Raw genomic sequence first — 17,935 nt, forward strand, 5'->3', positions numbered from 1 at the left:
CAGCCCGGCATCGCATCATCCTGCGGTGCCGGGCTGCCTTTTATGATCCCGAAGCGACTGCTTCGTCTTCACGGTCATCCTTTACGAAGAGGATGCCCAATTCATGATGTTCTCCTTCATAAGAAGCTCGCTGGTCAAAACGAATTTCTCCATTCAAACCGATAATTTCAAGCTTTACATATGCACGGTTATGCTGAAGCGCTTCATAGAAATCAGAAACGTTCTTAACCGGTATGCCATTGACTTTCGTTATGATTTCCCCGATTTTCAATTCCAGATCCTCAGCCGGCGTATTGGGGATAATCCCAAGCACCATTAAGCCCTGATCCCTTTTCGAGAAATAAAACGGAGCCGCGTTATCATTCACTCTTTGCTTTATGGACAGAAAAATACGCCCTAACAAAGCGGTACAGACCGCTGCACCCGCAAGCGGCGTCCACAGTAAGCTCGCTGCACCGAGAACTGCGACGGCAAGACCGAGAATACAAACGCGTTTCGCTGTGATCCTTATACTCGTTTCAGGCAGCGATCCCTGTACCCTTTGTCCAAATCCGACAAAGTAAGGAATCCATAGAAAATGGAATGAGCCGCCGGGAACCGTAAACACGGGCCACCAGCTAAGGTGCGATTCTAAACCATTACCGGGCACGAGAAGGAACAGCGGCAAAAGCCAAACCCGGTTTGCCAGCTGCTGTCCGATCGGCAAACCGCGGCTGCTTACGACAAGTGCCGGTGATGTTCTCACATGCGCAGAACGATAAGCAACCGCTCCTTCAGTGATAATCAGCAAACCTAGAAACACAGCCACAGCCGGCCAAACAACTGCAAATCCTTGCGGAAATCTCTCCAGAAAGGGCTCCGCCTGATATATTTGCAGTCCAAAACCTATCAGCATACTCACACTGACGATATATGCAGCAGACATCCAGTTTGCGCGAAGAGTGAACGCTGCCGCTGCAGTGATAACGGCAATAATCGCAAGTAAACCGAGAGGAATCGATATTCCGAGTCCACCTAAAATAACTGACAAAAGAAGACCTGGAATCAGTCCCTTTGTATATGTAAATTTCAGATCATCATAAATATCTGCTATTCTTGTATGAAAGGTTTTTCGTTCCCGTTTGATTCTTACATAGCCGAAAGCCAAGGTTATGATGATAAAAAACCAGAAAAGCGGGTGTAAGAAGAACAAGCCCGCGCTTTTTAACAGTTCAATTCCCCATTGAACAGACACTATCTCTCACCGCCTCAAGCCAAACATGTTACTCATATTCTATCAAATATTAAATGGCTTGGATATCCTCAGGAGAGTTTATCTCTCTTGCGTCATCCACAGCGTGACATTCGATAGTGAAAAATCCTTTAAATAGTGGTTTACATCCACATCCAATAACCCGCTGATTAGATGCATCGACCTTTTTATATCTGTCAGATTAATTCCTAATCGCTTATGGTTTTTCATTAAGTAGTTAAAATAATGTTTGGCGCATTCCTCATTAATGTCATTTACTGATTCGACATTGGTGTAATTGACCAAATATCTGCTGAACAGCATAAGAAGACTTAGTGCTTTTGTAGCTGAAAATGTTACGTCTTGTGTTCTGTCTTTTAATTGTTCCACTAATTCATAATATTTTTTTTCACGCACAATACTTGCCCTCTTCAATTGTGAACCCCCATTTTCTTTATACAGATAAGCACGGGCCAGTATAAGCAGCAGTACTGGAGTGCTAACAAGCATTCTCGCTAACGTTACTCTTTAAATACCTGTCGTTCAGCTGCCATTAACCTGATTACTGTTCTTTTTAGAACCTTCTTATATTGTATGAAGTAAACAAAGACTAGGCAACTTGCAAAAGTTTCATTTTAAATGCATATTAACTCGTTAGAAAGTCTCTCTCATATATTGATATCGGGTAATAACAGTCCTTTATAAATGTTTATTTGTGAAAATTTTTTTAATTTCTTGTCAAAAACTCATTTTTTATGTGACTTATGATCCATAATCTCTTTAAGCACAAAGAAACAGGAGATGAAATACCATCTCCTTTAATTGACAAATAATGATTTCAATGCTGTTTGAAGCTGCAAATCATTTTTTTCATCTGATTTTTTCTTTTCTATCTGCTGATTTAATGTCTCTGCAGTGCGAGTGTCGATCACACCGGTTTTATTCAGCTTGTTTTGATCCTGAAAAGCCATAACCGCTTTTTTCATGTCTTTGCTGAAATAGCCATCCTCACGTCCCGGATCAAAGCTGAGACCTTTTAACAATACCTGCGCATGCTTGACGTCTTCATTGTTCATGTCCACTTTAAGCGGCTCTTTCAGCTGTAAGGGCCCGGCGGAAAAATAATCGGGCTGCTTAATCGCAATGGTCGGTTCAATTCCTTTCTTATGAATCCAGTTTCCATTTGGCGTCAGCCACTTGTAAAGCGTTAATTTGATGTTGCTGCCGTCCCCCATTGGCACAGCCTGTTGAACCGTTCCCTTTCCAAAAGACGTATCGCCTACAACATCATAATGGCCAGCTTCCTTTAATGCGCCGGCAAGAATTTCTGATGCAGAGGCACTTCCTTTATCCGTAATCACATTGACAGGGTACGCTTTTTTATGGGTCAATGTTGAAAAATAACGTTTTTTATCTCCATTGCGTTCAGCAATCTGAATATACGGCTGATCCTTTGTAACGAAATGCTTAAGAATTTCTTCCACACTTTGAAGATATCCACCCGGGTTGCCGCGTACATCAATGACAAGTCCTTCTATTTCTTTTTTCTCAAGCTCCCTCAGCGCTTTTGCAAAATCCTCTGCGGTGTGCTCAGAAAAAGTAGAGATGGCAATATATCCGACAGAATGCCCCTGTACTTTTTTCTCTGATGCAAAAACCGTTTCGAGCGGAATCTCAGCTCTCTTGATCCGGAATGACAACTGCTTCTTCGTTCCAGGCCGCTGAATCTTCATTGAAACGCTGGACCCTTTTTTTCCTCTTATTTTTAACACAGCGTGGTTTAAATCCTTGCCGGCCATCGATTCTCCATTGATGCTGATAATTTCATCATTAGGCTTCAACCCGGCTTTTTCCGCTGGCGATTTCTTGAATGGAGAAACAATAATAATTTTGCCGTCTTCCATTCCAACCTCAGCCCCGATGCCTTCAAATGAGGAATCAAGAGAATCAGAAAATTGCTTAGCTGTCTGCTTGTCCATGTAAACAGAATAAGGATCATTTAGCGTAGACAGCATTCCCTGGATGGCTCCCTCGAGCAGCTTTTCTCTATCTACTTTTTCTACGTACTCATTCGAAATTAACTCATACGCTTTTTCGATTTTGTCCATAGCTTTATCCCGTTCAGAGTCAGCTTGTGCCGTCGCGGGAACTGCTGCAGTCTGGGGCTTATCCATCTCAAGCAGGTTGATTCCCGCATATACACCGGCGCCTCCGAACAGCATGCTCCCTGCTGCTATCACAGCCATTATTTTTTGATTCATCCTTTACTCCTCCTGTATGCCAGACTGTCTTTACCAAAACCTAGAGATAGTATATGTAAAGGATGGAGATTTCATGTAATCATAGAAGAAAAAGAAGGCAAATGAAAAGCCGTCCCGAAAACGGAACGGCTTTTTCACTTTATACTCGCAGAAACTTGCGGATGGAAGTCAGACTTCCCCATACTCCAATTACTGCGCCGATTGCAATCAGCACTAGCGAAACTTGGAATACAAATGGATTATAAGGAAGAAGAGAGACAAATGATCCTTGAACCTTTGGAACGACCCATCCGATGACGTATTGGTAAGTGCTCAGCACCAGTGCAATCGGAATCACAGAACCGAATACGCCTAGCAGCAATCCTTCAAGGAAAAACGGCCAGCGGATAAACCAGTTTGTCGCGCCGACAAGCTTCATGATTTCAATTTCTTTTCTTCTTGCGAAAATTGTAATTTTAATGGTGTTGGAAATTAAGAACATCGCCGTAAATACCAGGCCGATAATTAACGCGATTCCGATGTTGCGGGAAACGCCGACCACTTTAAACAAACGGCTGACCTCTTCTTTTCCATAAGTGACTTTATAAACATGATCCATTTTTTCGATCTTTTTCGCCACGTTCGGCGTATCATGCGGATCTGTCGTTTTGACGACAAACGCATCATTAAGCGGGTTTTCCTGATCCTTCATTGTCAGGGATTTTCCGCTGTCACCAAAACTGTCAACCAGCTGGTCAAGCTCTTTTTCTTTAGATGAAAAAGTGACACTCTGAATGCCCTTCAGTTCCTTAATATCGTTCTGAAGCTTGTCCTGTGCCTTCTGATCTGCAGTCAGATCAATCAGCACTTTGATTTCGACTTGTTTTTCTGCATTCGTGGCCATGTTATTCAAATTCAGCATAATCACTAAAAACACGCCGACTAAAATCAGCGTAACGGTTACAGCACTAATGGATGCAAATGTCATCCATGTGTTTCTCCCGAGAGATTTAAAACTCTCACGCAAGTGGCGCCCGAGAATTTTAATCATATGAACCATACTCCCCTCTTGACTCATCACGCACAATGATACCATCTTCGATTGCAATGACACGTTTCTTCATGGTGTTTACGATTTCTTTATTATGTGTCGCCATCACGACTGTTGTCCCGCGGTTGTTAATTTCCTCCAGCGTCTTCATGACTTCCCAGGACGTATCCGGATCAAGGTTTCCTGTCGGTTCATCAGCAATGACAACATCAGGGTTGTTCACAATTGATCTGGCAATAGATACACGCTGCTGCTCCCCGCCTGAAAGCTGGTCAGGAAATTGTCGCGCTTTATGCTTCAGCTGCACGAGATCAAGCACTTCAAGCACCCGTTTCTTAATGACAGACGGCTGTTCTCCAATCACTTCAAGGGCAAATGCCACATTTTCAAAAACAGTAAGTTTCGGAAGAAGCTTGAAATCCTGAAAGACAACACCTATTTTGCGGCGCACGAAAGGAATCTCTTTTTCTTTAATTGTCGCGAGATCTTTATGATTGATTAAAATTTGTCCTTTTGTCGGTTTTTCTTCTCTGTAAATCATTTTAATAAAAGTAGATTTACCTGCTCCGCTCGGACCAACAACATACACAAACTCGCCGGGATGAATGGTAACAGAAATCCCATTGAGTGCTTTTACGCCGTTCGGATAGGCTTTATATACTTCCTTCATCTCTATCATGAAATCACCTAATCTTTTATATCATTTTATCTATCACACGGTCATACTCTTCGAATGCATTCGACAATTTATGACCCATTCATTTGTAAAAAGATGAAAAATCTGAAAGTTCCCTTTTTCAATACACTTCATTATACGTCAAATTTAGACATAATACTATTACAGTTTCTTTTCATTCATATTGTCAAGGCATAAAAACATCCTTGCCAGCACTCGGCAAGGATGTTTTTATCTTACTTTTTTTCTGACAGCCATTTGGCAATAACAGCGGCTTCGTTATCATCTACAAGCCCCTTTGGCATATTGCCGCGGCCGTTTTTAATAATGCTTTCAATTTTGTGTTCATCGTATTTGCCTCCGACCTCTTGGAGATTAGGCCCTGACACACCTTCTAAATCCTTGCCGTGGCAGCCTACGCAGCTTTGCTGATATAATTCTTCCCCTTCAGATGCAGTGGCTTCCGTCTTGCTGCCAGTGTCTGTCTTCTCTTCTTTTGCATCGTTTGATCCGCAGGCAGCCAACAGAACAGAAAGCGCAAATCCAATCATTAGTATCGATAACTTTGATTTCATGTTGAGAAGCACAACTCCTTTACGATCTCTTCCATATTATAACCTCGTTTAAGCGCGTTTGAAACCCTCGCCCAGCACCTCGCTCGCGTCTGCTACAATTACAAAAGCTGACTCATCAATCTGTTTGACGATTTGTTTCAATTTGGTGAATTCAGTTTGCCCAACCACGCACATTAAAATCGGACGGTCATCGTCAGTATATCCGCCGACTGCAGAAATTTTTGTCACGCCTCTGTCAATCTTCTGTAAGACAGCCTCCTTGACAGCCTGCTCCTGCTTTGTAATGATGAGCGCCATTTTTGAACGATTAAAGCCGACTTGCACAACATCAATGGTTTTGCTGGACACATAGACGCCAAGCATGGCATATAAGCCTTGCTCAATATTAAATACAATCATAGCCGTAACAACGATCATTCCGTCAATGATGGCGAGACACTTCCCCAATGACAGACCGGAGTACTTATGAATGATCTGTGCAGCCAAGGCTGTACCTCCCGTCGAACCTTTCCCTAAGTACACAATACCAATTCCGATACCTATCCCGACACCGCCAAAAATCGCCGCCAGGAGTTCATGATGAGTGGCGGGCTGAATATCCCTTGTCAGAAACACTACTAGCGGCAAAAACACAGAACCTGCAAGCGTCTTTAGTCCAAATTTCCCGCCGAGCAAAATGACGCCAGCAATAAATAAAGGGATATTAATAATCCACTGTACATACGCTGCTTCAAAACCATATGATTGTAAAATCGTACTGATCCCGCTGACCCCGCCGGCGGCAATCTTATTCGGAAGCAAAAATACATTAAAGGACACGGCCGTAATCGCTGCTCCTATCAATATGTATACATAATCCCGCAAAATCCACAATGTTTTATTCCGTACGTCCATCATATATCCTCCGTTTCTTCCAATGCTCTCCGATAGCATTTTAATCCTTCCCTGATTAGATGTAAATAACACCCAAATACAGTGGTAATATGCTAAAGCAGCAGTGAAATCAAGGATATAAGAAATAAAAAAACACACCCGTATGCATCAGGTGTGTTTTTCAGCTTATGAAAGCTTAGAACGCAGGTAGGCATCAATAAACGTATCAATGTCACCATCCATTACAGCTTGAACGTTCCCCATTTCTGTATTGGTCCGATGGTCTTTTACCATGGAATACGGATGGAATACATAAGAACGGATTTGGCTGCCCCAGCCGATTTCTTTTTGTTCACCGCGAATTTCATCCAGCTCTGCCTGCTGCTCTTCAATTCTGCGCTGATACAGCTTGGCCTTCAGCATTTTCATGGCTCTTTCACGGTTTTTAATTTGTGAGCGCTCCGTTTGGCATGTCACAACTACGTTCGTCGGCAAGTGAGTAATCCGAACGGCTGAATCCGTCGTATTGACGTGCTGTCCGCCCGCGCCGCTTGCACGGTACGTGTCAACTTTAATATCCTCCGTACGAATATCAATATCAATTTCATCGTTAAATTCAGGCATGACTTCACATGAAACGAAAGATGTGTGGCGGCGGCCTGATGAATCAAATGGTGAGATCCGCACAAGACGATGAACACCTTTTTCTGCTTTGAGATACCCGTAAGCGTTGTGTCCTTTGATGAGCAATGTCACTGACTTGATTCCCGCCTCGTCACCTGGAAGGTAATCGAGAGTCTCTACTTTAAAGCCGCGGCGCTCTCCCCATCTTGTATACATTCTAAGAAGCATAGAGCCCCAGTCCTGTGACTCTGTACCGCCAGCACCAGGGTGCAGTTCTAAAATCGCGTTATTTTTATCATACGGCTCGCTGAGAAGAAGCTGAAGCTCAAACTCATTGAACTCTTTTGTTAATGACTTTAGTTCTTTTTCAAGCTCAAGCTGGAGATCAGTGTCCGGCTCTTCTTTCAAAAGATCATGAGTCATTTGTAATTCTTCGTGGGATTCATTCAATTTTTTATACGAATTGACATAATCCTTTAAACCGTTTGCTTCATTTATAACCGTTTGAGCTTTTTGCTGATCATTCCAGAATTCCGGATCAGCCATTTGTTCATCTAGCTCAGCAATGCGGGCCTCCTTTGATTCGAGGTCAAAGAGACCCCCTAAAGTCCGCTAAACGAGAAGCCATATTTTCGAGCTCTGCTCTAATTTCTGATAATTCCATTTCATTCACCTCATTAAAAGATCCGCAGGCGCCTGCAGGCGCCGCGGTCAGTAAACTTGCCGGGGCGAACTATTCAGTACGGCCGCAGCAATTTTTATATTTTTTCCCGCTTCCGCAGTGGCATGGGGCATTTCGTCCGATATCAACCACTTTGCGAACCGGTGCTTTCTTTGCTTTTTTGTTATCGTCGCCTTCTTGCGGCTGATGAGCTGTTGTTTGACCTTGTACAACCTCTTCACGCTCCAGATTGTTTTCAATCTCAGCTTTCATCACAAATTTTGCGACTTCGTCCTCAATTGATTCAATCATATGCTCAAACATCGCAAAACCTTCCATTTGATACTCACGAAGCGGGTTCGTCTGCGCGTAAGCACGAAGGTGAATCCCTTGGCGGAGCTGATCCATCGCATCAATATGATCCATCCATTTAGAATCAACGGCACGAAGAACGATAACTTTTTCGAATTCGCGCATTTGCTCTTTGCCGAATTGCTCTTCCTTCTCATTATATTTTGTGATGATGCGATCCATAATGAGCTCAAGCATTTCATCCGGTTCTTTGCCGAAGATATCGCTCTTCTCAAGTGCACCTTCATCAAGATAAGTTGTGTTGATAAGATCAACTAGACCGTCAAGCTTCCACTCCTCAGGAAGCTCTTCTCTTGGCGTATAGGCTGCAATTGCGCGTTCGAGAGAAGACTTGATCATATTTTCAACGATTTCACGCAGGTTTTCAGAGTCAATGACTTCAAAGCGCTGCTTATAAATGACCTCACGCTGCTGGCGGAGAACATCATCATATTGCAGAAGCTGTTTACGCGAATCGAAGTTATTGCCTTCGACGCGTTTTTGAGACGATTCAACCGCGCGAGATACCATTTTGCTTTGGATTGGAGTAGAGTCGTCCATGCCGAAGCGGTCAAGCATCGCCATTGTCCGCTCAGCTCCGAATCTGCGCATCAATTCATCTTCCATAGAAAGATAAAATTGAGTAATCCCCGGGTCTCCCTGACGTCCGGAACGACCTCGAAGCTGATTGTCAATCCGGCGTGATTCATGTCGTTCTGTTCCGACTACAGCGAGCCCGCCAAGCTCTTTTACACCTTCGCCAAGCTTAATGTCCGTTCCGCGCCCCGCCATGTTAGTCGCAATCGTAACTGCGCCTTTTTGGCCGGCCTCTTCAATGATCTGCGCTTCACGTTCATGGTTTTTGGCATTTAACACTTGATGCGGAATTCCTTTGTTTTTAAGCAGCTTAGAAATCAATTCAGATGTTTCAACGGCAACCGTACCGACTAGAACAGGCTGTCCCGTCATGTAACGCTGTGCGACATCCTCCGCAACTGCCTTAAACTTTCCTTCCATCGTGCGGTAAATTAAATCCGGGCGGTCATCACGGACAACAGGCCTGTTGGTAGGGATCGTGACAACCTGCATGTTGTAGATGTTGCGGAATTCTTCTTCCTCTGTCTTAGCTGTACCCGTCATACCGGCAAGTTTTTCGTACATTCGGAAGTAGTTTTGGAACGTAATCGTCGCCAAGGTCATGCTTTCGTTTTGAATCTCAAGCCCTTCCTTTGCTTCAATCGCTTGGTGAAGCCCCTCACTGTAGCGGCGGCCTTTCATCAGACGTCCCGTGAAGGAATCAACAATAACAACCTGTCCGTCTTCCACTACATAGTCAACGTCCTTTTGCATCGCAACGTGAGCTTTTAAGGCCTGGTTGATATGGTGGTTGAGCGCGACATGCTTCACATCAAAGAGGTTATCGATGCCGAATGCTTTTTCCGCCTTCGTCATTCCTTCTTCAGTAAGCTGTACAGCTTTTGTTTTGATATCGTACGTGTAATCCTTCTCCGCTTTTAACGTGCGGACAAAAGCATTTGCCTGTACGTACAGCTTAGTGGATTTTGCAGCTTGTCCAGAAATGATAAGCGGTGTTCTTGCTTCATCAATTAAAATAGAGTCAACTTCATCTATTACCGCAAAATGAAGCGGGCGCTGAACCATCTGCTCTTTATAAAGAACCATATTGTCACGCAAATAGTCGAAGCCAAGCTCGTTGTTTGTGGAGTAAGTAATATCAGCGGCATAAGCTTCCCGTTTTTCGTCTTTTGACATTGAGTTTAAATTCAAACCGACAGTCAAACCGAGAAACTCGAAAATTTTCCCCATTTGCTCAGCGTCACGGCTTGCCAAGTATTCGTTGACAGTCACGACGTGTACGCCTTTACCGGTTAACGCATTTAAATAAACAGGCAGGGTAGACGTTAATGTTTTCCCTTCCCCTGTTTTCATTTCCGCTATATTTCCGTCATGAAGCGCCACGCCCCCCATGAGCTGGACTTTAAACGGAAACATGCCTGTTACGCGGCGTGAAGCTTCTCGAACAACAGCGAAAGCTTCAACAAGAAGATCATCCGTTGTCGCCCCTTTTTCAAGACGCTCTTTAAATTCAATTGTTTTATGTTTCAATGCGTCGTCAGAGAGATTTTCATAGTCTCCGCGAATCGCATCAATATCGTTAGCAATTTTTTCGTATCTATTCAGCGTACGTTTTGTTGGATCAAACATTTTATTTAAAATTCCAAGCATTTATAACGCTCCTCTATCATCACACGCCTATTTTAGAGGCATGTATAAATAATTTACTAGTCCATGTATACCTCTCATTATCATATCATACCTTTTGTTATTTCCAAAGAATTTGCAAATAAGAAAAACAAAAACCTTCCGCGGACATCACGGAAGGCTTCTCTTCATTATTCAGTCGGTTCAATTAAGCCATATTTCCCGTCATTTCTGCGGTACACGACATTTGTAAGGTTTGTTTCCGCATTTGTGAAAACAAAGAAATTATGGCCGAGCATATTCATTTGCAAGATCGCTTCTTCACTATCCATCGGCTTTAAATTAAAGCGTTTCTGACGGACGATGTCCAAGCTCTCCTCCTCTTCTATGTCATCCTGAACCGCAATATCTGTATCAGAGCCAAGACCGTTTGCCAATAAATATTTTGGAGAGCCCTGCTCACGGAATTTACGGTTTACTTTCGTTTTATGCTTACGGATTTGACGTTCCAGTTTGTTTGTTGCGAGATCAATTGCGTTGTACATATCCTCGTTATGCACCTCGGACCGAAGCGCCAGATCTGTCATCGGAATCGTAACCTCAACCTTAGACTCCTTGTCATTGTAAAACTTCAAGTTGACGTTCACATCAGCATCCACGCTATGGTCAAAATAGCGCTCCAGCTTGCCGATCTTCCTCTCGACATGATCCTTTAACGCGGGTGTCACTTCAATATTTTCTCCTCTGATGTTATAGTTCATCAAAGAACGCCTCCCTTTTATTAAGGATATGTATCTATTTCTCTTTTACCCTTTACAATTCCTGCTGAAACATAAATCTTTTGTGAAAATTCAGTGAACTTTGTCGAATTTTGTTTGTATTTGCTCTGTTATTGGCGGTTCGGAGGTATATGTATATGCTGATTGAACGAAACAAATACCTCACACACGCCTAATTGATTAAAAAGGGTTCCATACATTGATGAATAGACAGCATCCATTTTCTATAATGAATCAGAAAATGTTCCTTTAAATACTCACAGAACTCATGAGAGGGAAAAGAGAAAGAGACCAATTGATCAAACTCCGCAAAAATTTGGTCAAATGCTTTCACACAAATTTCAGCACACCGCGAATCCATAATGAAGAGAAGTGTTGAATGTGTTGAATCCAAATAAAAAAAGGCTTGGATCAGATCTTGGTAGATCCGATCCCCTTCTGTTTTTGATAAATTCTCTTCAGCCTCTATCAAATAACACAACCCCTCTTCGATGGTAAAAAGAAGATGATAATAAGCTGATAAAAGCGTATAATCTTCAATGCTCTTCAAGGCACTCACCTATTTACGCTTGTCATAATATGTGCCGTCAATCGTAATGTTGTTATAAGGGTTTAAATACGTCGTATGCATCACACGTTTTCTTTTCATCTGCTGAAGTTCTGTTGCGATTGACTGCTTCAGTCTTTCCATTTCCTTCACAATCAGCTGATCCCATGTCAAAATAAGTTTCATCTGCTTTCGCTCTTCTTCTGAAAGCGGCAGAGATATCTCCTGAATCAGTTCAGACCGTGTAGCCACAAAGTCTTCAATTTGCTTTAAAAGTTCATCGCTTTCCGGCGTATTTTGTATGTGTGACAGCATACTCTTCGTCTCAGTGTATAGTTGATCTATATTATTCATGCGATCCCGCCTGATCCGTGCCGGTCCTTCCGCTCACTTTGAATGGCTTGTTTCCAAGCATCGCGAAAATCTGTTACATAACCTTCAACCTCAGCCAGCATGCCCGTATCATTTTTGATATTTGCCTGTACCAATCTGCGATACATATAATCGTACATCGCACCCATAGAAGCGGAAAGCTCTATGTTACGGTTAAGTGTAAAATTTAATTCCTGAATAATATTTTGCGCTTTAATCAGATTTTCATTTTTACGTTCCATATCATCATTCTCAATGGCCTGAGCGGCAAGTCTTATAAATTTCAAACAGCCATTATACAGCATAAGCGTCAGCTCCCCGGGTGTAGCCGTATTCACTGAATTTTGCTGATAGGCTGTATATGGATTTTGGATCGCCATGTGTCATCCTCCAAATTACATTTATTGTACAAGAAGCTGTGATAAATAGGACGCTTGTTCGTTCATTTTTTGAATCGCAGAATCCATTGCACTGAATTTTGAATAATAGCGGTTTTCTATGGTATTCAATCTGTCCTGCATATCAGTTATTTCAGTACTTATCGAGTTTAAATTTTTTCCAATGGAATAGCTACTAGCTCCCATTGTCGAGTTCCCAGCTTTAGCTTCAATACTTTTCACAGTACTTCTAAGTGTATTAGTAATCCGCTTCATAATACCTTTATCGCTATAGTTACTATCATTTGTTCCACTTGTAAAAAGATTAGCAACTCCTTGAGGATCTTCTGCTATTTTTGCTTTCAATTTCTCTTCGTTAATCTCTAAGTGCCCTCGCAGTTGGTAAGCACTTGAAGTTGTGATGCCAAATTCAGTTAATTGATAGGTTTTCCCATCCGCATTCACTTGAGTATAAAAGTCAGTCCGCATTTGGTTCGTGCCAGTGCTGATGCTTGAATCGTTTCTCAGCAATCCGCTTTTCGCCTTCTCCTCCCAGAGCTCTACCTCTTTATCGGACATGGCTTCTTTTTGTTCACTCGTGAGTGGCGTATAGTCTCGGTATTTTTCTTCTTTCAGCTTTTCATTCAGGCTGTCAACCAGTTCATTGTATTTATCTACAAACTCTTTGATTTGGTTATAAATCCCATCAACATCAGTAGAAACAGATGTGGTAACAGGGCCTGTGGCTGCAGTTGTATTTTTAATCGAATAAGTAACACCATTCACCGTGAAATTGTTTGTCAGCTTCTCCATTTCAAAGCCGTTGATTGTGACTTTGGCATTTGTGCCTTCTTTGTAAGCAGTAAGCTTATTATCAGCATCCAAAGAAAAACCAAGCTGACCGGACATAAAGTCAGCTGTAGCAGAGTCTGCTGCCTGTATGCTTCCTCCTGCACCTGTTGCTTTAGAAGAAAACGCAATCGTTTCTACGTACTCTGTACCATTCCAAATTTTATCTTTAAATGCTGATACTCCTAGATCTGAGCTGTTAAGTTTAGAAATCACATTATCAATCGTATCGGCACTCGTCACACTAATGTTCACTGTTTTTGCTGTTGTTTCGCCAGGCGCAACAACGTTAAATGCCAAATTGTAATCGCCTTGTGTGTATCCCGTATAATTGTTTGCCTTATACGTTGCTGCAGTTGCCAAGCTCGCCACTTCAACAGTAGACGAAGAATTTGGCGCACTTACGCTTCCTGTAGCAGTTAACACAGACTCATTAGAGCTTGTCACAGTTTTGCTCTGATACGTGCTCGGATATGTCAACGTATTTTTAGACATATAATCTTGCAATTCTTTTATTTTTGAGTTTACTTCACGATAGCTGTCACGCTGCCATTCAAGAGTCTGCTTTTTTTGTGTCAGCTTATCAAGCGGCGCTCTTTCTGTCTGCATCAGCTTTGATACGATATCATCTATATCCATTCCTGACGCCAGACCTGTTATTCTTGTGACCATCTCAAACCACTCCTATTCTACTTTTTTTCATCTACAAATAACCCAAGAAATTCAGTCATAGCCGCATAAAAATCAAGCCACCGTTTTGGTGGAATTTCGCGGATCACTTCATTTGTAGAGTCCTCTATTACCTTTACATAGTATTCATTTAACTTGTCATGAAGCTCGAACTTCAGATGAACTTGCGAAGGTTCCAAAAGCTTGTTCATTTCCCCCACCATTTCAGCAAGATTGGTATATGAAACTTGATGAACAGGAACCTCGTTATCATTATCTTTCTGATTATGTATTTGAGTATCATAACGATCCCAAACAGGTTGTAACGTAGTGAGCCTTTCAATGTTCAATTGATCATCCCCTATGCCCCAATCTATCGTTTATATCGACTAAGTCGAGATAAGATTACACATATTTTTGGAAAAAAATCTTCTGTTTTAGATTTCTTGTATGGAAATACATTTATAAAAAGTTAGTGGAGAATCCGGTTATTATATCATGAGTTAGTGACAGGATGAGGAATGATTAGGAGATAGAAATTTAAATTAAAAGACCCTGGCAACGCCAAGGTCTTTTTTAAAATTAACGTAATAATTGAAGTACGTTTTGCGGCTGTTGGTTTGCTTGAGCAAGCATAGCTTGAGAAGCCTGAGAAAGAATGTTGTTCTTTGTGAATTCGCTCATCTCTTTAGCCATGTCAACGTCACGGATACGAGACTCAGCAGCTGTCAAGTTTTCACCAGAAGCGCTTAAGTTGTTAATTGTGTGCTCTAGACGATTTTGTACCGCACCAAGCTTAGCACGTTGAGAAGAAACTTGGTTGATCGCTTCATCAACAACTTTCAATTGAGCATCGAAACCGATATCAGCAGTATCTGCTGCATTATCTGCGAATTTTGTTACGTCAAGATCATTAACTGAATGAAGAGCTGCAATTGAACCATCAGCTTCTTTAATTCCAAGAGCGTCAGCACCCATATCCTCAATATTTACAGAGATTTGCTGTGTAGCATTTGCTCCGATTTGGAATACCAAGTTCTTTTGATTTGCAGGAGTAGCTGTGTCAACTTTGTAAGTGCCATCGAGCAATTTCTTACCATTGAATTCTGTACGATTTGAAATACCATCGATTTCATCTGTTAAAGCTGAAATTTCATCTTGAATAGATTGCAAATCAGTTGCTTTGTCCTGAGTTCCAGTGTTTCCAGCTTGAACAACTAGCTCACGAACACGTTGAAGGATCGCATGAGTTTCAGTTAATGCACCCTCAGCTGTTTGGATAAGAGAGATTCCGTCTTGAGAGTTTTTAGAAGCCATTTCAAGACCTCTGATTTGTCCTCTCATTTTTTCAGAGATCGCAAGACCTGCTGCGTCATCTCCCGCACGGTTGATGCGAAGACCTGAAGAAAGTTTCTCCATGTTCTTTTGGCTCGCACTGTTGTTTGAAGACAAACGGTTCAGTGTGTTAAGCGCTGCAATATTGTGGTTAATTCTCATTGTTTTGTTCCTCCCTGAATATGTTGTTAAGGCACGTCCTTGTGCCCTTATTTTGTAACTGGCTGAGTCTTTTGCGCCTCCTCCCGGCTACATCATTAATATCGGATTGTCTCTGATTTTGTTAATACAAAAATAAAAAAATCCTCACTTTTTTTGTGAGGATAATGCGGAGATCACATCGCTGGATAACGCTGCTGCACGGTTATTTTCTTCCTGAATGGTCAAGTAAATTTCTTTCCTGTGAATATCAATATGCTTTGGGGCGTCAATTCCAAGCTTCACTTGATCCCCTTCAACCGCAATCACTTTTACTTCAATATCAGCACCTATTTGAATCGCTTCGTTTATTTTCCGCGATAAAACTAGCATGATTCTCCTCCAATCGGATGCTTTGTCGTATATGAGGAGTCGTGTAAAACGACTTGCTTAGCCATCATGTTCTTGCGATTCACAATAATGGGAGCCAATAAATTCGCAGTAGACTTTTCAAATGGCTCTGCCATAGTCAATATTGTCATGACTTCTACGTCTTGAATATTATCGATATCCAAAAGTTCAGCAGTTGATTCATCAAGATCAAATTCATAATTCTTAAAAAAGATAAACGGACTTACGACGATAAACGCAAGATTTTCTGAAGTGACGGACTGCAGTGCCACGAATGGAGAGTCTTCTGAAAGCGGAAGTATGACGAACTGTTTTTCTTCTAAAAAGCCTGGAATCCCGCTTTCAAAAAGAATGATTTGTTCTTCTTTTATGTTCATTTGGCCATGGTACTTCGTATGAATGATCATTGTTCACGATCCTTTTCTTTTTACTTTTCGGGTGATTCTTTCGGGTATTCTACATCTATATTTAAATCAGGGTATTGAAGCATGTCAACCTTAACATTTCCTGGCGTATATTCAACAATTGGCTTATGCGGCTCAGCCTGAATAACAGGCTTTCGCGGCGTAATCTGCACATCAAGCTGTGACGGAGTATATTGTATTTTCACCCTCGAAAGAGAAGGAGCATAATTTTCGCCTAATTGAATTTGGTGCATTTCAGAGTTCCTCCTTGCTTGTGAAGCGATTGGGTTCCCCTTATTTTCAATCTTCATAAGCTCGTCGCCTTCTTCTGCAGTGCGTGCTATTCCCTCCATTACATCCTCATGCCCTTGTTGGGCGGCTTCTTCAATTCTCTTGAAAACATGCTTTCTGTCTAATTCTTCCCATGCTTGTGTCTGGTCAATCGTGAGTTTTCCAGGTGTCACCGATATTTCCATTTCCGCACTCGGCTGTTCGATCTCTAGATCAGCTTGAGGCTGCTCCATTTTTAAGCTGGCAGGCGTCGTTGTTAAACCAATTTTTCCTTGAACACTATGCATAATCAATCTGGGAATCTGCATCACTCTACCTCCTGAACTATAAAAAAAGCGAACTCCTAAGAGCCGCTTACTTTAAAAAGTCAATCAATGTAGGCTGAACAATTTGCGCATTAACGGCCAGAGTAGCCCTGTGCACACTTTGCTGCGCAATAAATTCAGTTATTACTTCTTCCAGTTCTACATCTTCATTGTCTGATAACACTTTGGTAGCTGTTTCTTCTTGCGCTGACAGTCTTGTATTAACCAGTTCAAGACGATTATATCTCGCTCCAAGATCAGATCGTTCAGCGCTCATGCCGTCAGAAAAATGATCAATATCATTTAAAACACTGTCCATGCCATCTAGCGAACCAGAATTTAGTGCTTTCTCAAAAGAATCAAGCATTTCAAATACATTCTGCCCGCTTTCAGAAGTGCCTCCAAAAGCTGACTTTGGATCTGAATTCACTTTCAATGACATATTATTTGATATATTGACTACGACATCAGCTGTATCAGAAATTGTATAAGTTCCGTCTCCGTTATCTGTAACCGGAGGCTTATCTGAATTTGTGCCATTAAAGATATATCTGCCGTTCACTTGTGTATTCGCAATATTTAAAAGCTGTTCCTTTAACTGCTTTACCTCTACGCCAATCGCTTGCCGCTCCGGCTCGCCGTTTGTATCATTTTGAGCTTCAACCGCTAATTCTCTGACCTTTGACAAGATGTCAATTCCTTCTGTAATGTTTGTTTCTGTGTTTTCGAGCCAGGTAAAGGCTTGAGAAGCATTGCTTTTGTACTGCTGCACTTGAGACAGTTGCGTATTATACTTTAAGCTTTTCATTGCTACTACAGGATCGTCGGAAGCTTTTGAGATTTTTTTTCCTGAAGAAATCTGCGACTGGAGTTTATCCAGCTTCGAGTAGCTTGAACCGATATATCTCAGTGAGTTTTGCTGTATCATGCCTTGTGTTACTCTCATGTGACTC

General features: G+C 42.0%; 20 protein-coding genes. All 20 read right to left on the bottom strand.

Features of this window, described 5'->3' with window-relative positions:
* Positions 1–40 precede the first annotated feature (40 nt).
* The 20 genes from minJ to flgL all read right to left on the bottom strand — a co-directional run bounded on the left by minJ (position 41) and on the right by flgL (position 17,928).
* Positions 41–1,234: a cell division topological determinant MinJ gene (gene minJ, locus NST22_RS18410; protein ID WP_003242631.1), complete on the bottom strand. Its 1,194-nt coding sequence runs from the start codon at positions 1,232–1,234 to the stop codon at positions 41–43.
* A 78-nt stretch (positions 1,235–1,312) separates the two neighbouring features.
* Complete coding sequence (gene swrA, locus NST22_RS18415; RefSeq protein ID WP_015251121.1) at positions 1,313–1,666, bottom strand: swarming motility protein SwrAA; 354 nt, start codon at positions 1,664–1,666, stop codon at positions 1,313–1,315.
* Between the two features lie 383 nt (positions 1,667–2,049).
* Positions 2,050–3,492: a carboxy-terminal processing protease CtpB gene (ctpB, locus tag NST22_RS18420; protein WP_003228041.1), complete on the bottom strand. Its 1,443-nt coding sequence runs from the start codon at positions 3,490–3,492 to the stop codon at positions 2,050–2,052.
* 139 nt (positions 3,493–3,631) lie between these two features.
* Positions 3,632–4,522, bottom strand: a complete 891-nt coding sequence (ftsX, locus tag NST22_RS18425; RefSeq protein WP_009968247.1) for a permease-like cell division protein FtsX — start codon at positions 4,520–4,522, stop codon at positions 3,632–3,634.
* Entirely contained in the window at positions 4,515–5,201 is a 687-nt protein-coding gene (gene ftsE, locus NST22_RS18430) for a cell division ATP-binding protein FtsE (protein WP_003228039.1), read from the bottom strand. The genes ftsX and ftsE overlap by 8 nt, the downstream gene beginning before the upstream one ends.
* A 233-nt stretch (positions 5,202–5,434) precedes the next feature.
* Positions 5,435–5,773, bottom strand: coding sequence for a cytochrome c551 (cccB, locus tag NST22_RS18435; RefSeq protein WP_003242725.1), 339 nt, complete (start codon positions 5,771–5,773; stop codon positions 5,435–5,437).
* Between the two features lie 48 nt (positions 5,774–5,821).
* A complete protein-coding gene (locus NST22_RS18440; RefSeq protein WP_003242677.1) occupies positions 5,822–6,667 on the bottom strand; it encodes a YitT family protein in 846 nt (281 codons plus the stop codon).
* A 165-nt stretch (positions 6,668–6,832) separates the two neighbouring features.
* A protein-coding gene (gene prfB, locus NST22_RS18445) for a peptide chain release factor 2 (RefSeq protein ID WP_010886623.1) occupies positions 6,833–7,934 on the bottom strand; the annotation gives its coding sequence in 2 pieces (ribosomal slippage) (positions 6,833–7,861 and positions 7,863–7,934; 1,101 coding nt in all).
* Between the two features lie 69 nt (positions 7,935–8,003).
* Entirely contained in the window at positions 8,004–10,529 is a 2,526-nt protein-coding gene (secA, locus tag NST22_RS18450) for a preprotein translocase subunit SecA (RefSeq protein WP_003228033.1), read from the bottom strand.
* Between the two features lie 167 nt (positions 10,530–10,696).
* Positions 10,697–11,266 (bottom strand): ribosome hibernation promotion factor, encoded by a 570-nt coding sequence (hpf, locus tag NST22_RS18455; RefSeq protein WP_003228031.1) that lies wholly within the window; start codon positions 11,264–11,266, stop codon positions 10,697–10,699.
* 190 nt (positions 11,267–11,456) lie between these two features.
* Positions 11,457–11,834 (bottom strand): hypothetical protein, encoded by a 378-nt coding sequence (locus NST22_RS18460; RefSeq protein ID WP_003244377.1) that lies wholly within the window; start codon positions 11,832–11,834, stop codon positions 11,457–11,459.
* Positions 11,835–11,843: 9 nt separating this feature from the next.
* Complete coding sequence (gene fliT / locus NST22_RS18465; protein WP_003242603.1) at positions 11,844–12,185, bottom strand: flagella biosynthesis regulatory protein FliT; 342 nt, start codon at positions 12,183–12,185, stop codon at positions 11,844–11,846.
* Positions 12,182–12,583, bottom strand: a complete 402-nt coding sequence (fliS, locus tag NST22_RS18470) for a flagellar export chaperone FliS (RefSeq protein WP_003243747.1) — start codon at positions 12,581–12,583, stop codon at positions 12,182–12,184. Before fliS ends, fliT begins: the two co-directional genes overlap by 4 nt.
* Before the next feature lie 21 nt (positions 12,584–12,604).
* Complete coding sequence (locus NST22_RS18475; RefSeq protein ID WP_003242960.1) at positions 12,605–14,101, bottom strand: flagellar hook-associated protein 2; 1,497 nt, start codon at positions 14,099–14,101, stop codon at positions 12,605–12,607.
* Between the two features lie 17 nt (positions 14,102–14,118).
* Positions 14,119–14,448: a flagellar protein FlaG gene (gene flaG / locus NST22_RS18480; protein WP_009968250.1), complete on the bottom strand. Its 330-nt coding sequence runs from the start codon at positions 14,446–14,448 to the stop codon at positions 14,119–14,121.
* A gap of 232 nt (positions 14,449–14,680) precedes the next feature.
* Entirely contained in the window at positions 14,681–15,595 is a 915-nt protein-coding gene (gene hag, locus NST22_RS18485; RefSeq protein ID WP_003228021.1) for a flagellin Hag, read from the bottom strand.
* Between the two features lie 144 nt (positions 15,596–15,739).
* Positions 15,740–15,964, bottom strand: coding sequence for a carbon storage regulator CsrA (csrA, locus tag NST22_RS18490; RefSeq protein ID WP_003219727.1), 225 nt, complete (start codon positions 15,962–15,964; stop codon positions 15,740–15,742).
* Positions 15,958–16,389 carry a flagellar assembly protein FliW gene (gene fliW / locus NST22_RS18495; protein WP_003228007.1) on the bottom strand — a complete coding sequence of 144 codons (432 nt, stop codon included), beginning with the start codon at positions 16,387–16,389 and terminating at the stop codon, positions 15,958–15,960. Before fliW ends, csrA begins: the two co-directional genes overlap by 7 nt.
* Positions 16,390–16,409: 20 nt before the next feature.
* A complete protein-coding gene (locus tag NST22_RS18500) occupies positions 16,410–16,985 on the bottom strand; it encodes a DUF6470 family protein (protein ID WP_003243053.1) in 576 nt (191 codons plus the stop codon).
* A gap of 46 nt (positions 16,986–17,031) precedes the next feature.
* Entirely contained in the window at positions 17,032–17,928 is an 897-nt protein-coding gene (gene flgL / locus NST22_RS18505) for a flagellar hook-associated protein FlgL (protein WP_003228004.1), read from the bottom strand.
* Between the last annotated feature and the right edge of the window lie 7 nt (positions 17,929–17,935).

This window comes from Bacillus sp. PS237 (assembly GCF_037963345.1).
Taxonomy (GTDB): domain Bacteria; phylum Bacillota; class Bacilli; order Bacillales; family Bacillaceae; genus Bacillus; species Bacillus subtilis.

Excerpts from the sequence above, each read along its gene's own strand:
- ctpB (WP_003228041.1), bottom strand. The coding sequence starts at position 3,492 with ATGAATCAAAAAATAATGGCTGTGATAGCAGCAGGGAGCATGCTGTTC.
- ftsX (WP_009968247.1), bottom strand. The coding sequence starts at position 4,522 with ATGATTAAAATTCTCGGGCGCCACTTGCGTGAGAGTTTTAAATCTCTC.
- ftsE (WP_003228039.1), bottom strand. The coding sequence starts at position 5,201 with ATGATAGAGATGAAGGAAGTATATAAAGCCTATCCGAACGGCGTAAAA.
- cccB (WP_003242725.1), bottom strand. The coding sequence starts at position 5,773 with ATGAAATCAAAGTTATCGATACTAATGATTGGATTTGCGCTTTCTGTT.
- NST22_RS18440 (WP_003242677.1), bottom strand. The coding sequence starts at position 6,667 with ATGGACGTACGGAATAAAACATTGTGGATTTTGCGGGATTATGTATAC.
- secA (WP_003228033.1), bottom strand. The coding sequence starts at position 10,529 with ATGCTTGGAATTTTAAATAAAATGTTTGATCCAACAAAACGTACGCTG.
- hpf (WP_003228031.1), bottom strand. The coding sequence starts at position 11,266 with ATGAACTATAACATCAGAGGAGAAAATATTGAAGTGACACCCGCGTTA.
- fliT (WP_003242603.1), bottom strand. The coding sequence starts at position 12,185 with ATGAATAATATAGATCAACTATACACTGAGACGAAGAGTATGCTGTCA.
- fliS (WP_003243747.1), bottom strand. The coding sequence starts at position 12,583 with ATGGCGATCCAAAATCCATATACAGCCTATCAGCAAAATTCAGTGAAT.
- NST22_RS18475 (WP_003242960.1), bottom strand. The coding sequence starts at position 14,101 with ATGGTCACAAGAATAACAGGTCTGGCGTCAGGAATGGATATAGATGAT.
- hag (WP_003228021.1), bottom strand. The coding sequence starts at position 15,595 with ATGAGAATTAACCACAATATTGCAGCGCTTAACACACTGAACCGTTTG.
- csrA (WP_003219727.1), bottom strand. The coding sequence starts at position 15,964 with ATGCTAGTTTTATCGCGGAAAATAAACGAAGCGATTCAAATAGGTGCT.
- fliW (WP_003228007.1), bottom strand. The coding sequence starts at position 16,389 with ATGATCATTCATACGAAGTACCATGGCCAAATGAACATAAAAGAAGAA.
- NST22_RS18500 (WP_003243053.1), bottom strand. The coding sequence starts at position 16,985 with ATGCAGATTCCCAGATTGATTATGCATAGTGTTCAAGGAAAAATTGGT.
- flgL (WP_003228004.1), bottom strand. The coding sequence starts at position 17,928 with ATGAGAGTAACACAAGGCATGATACAGCAAAACTCACTGAGATATATC.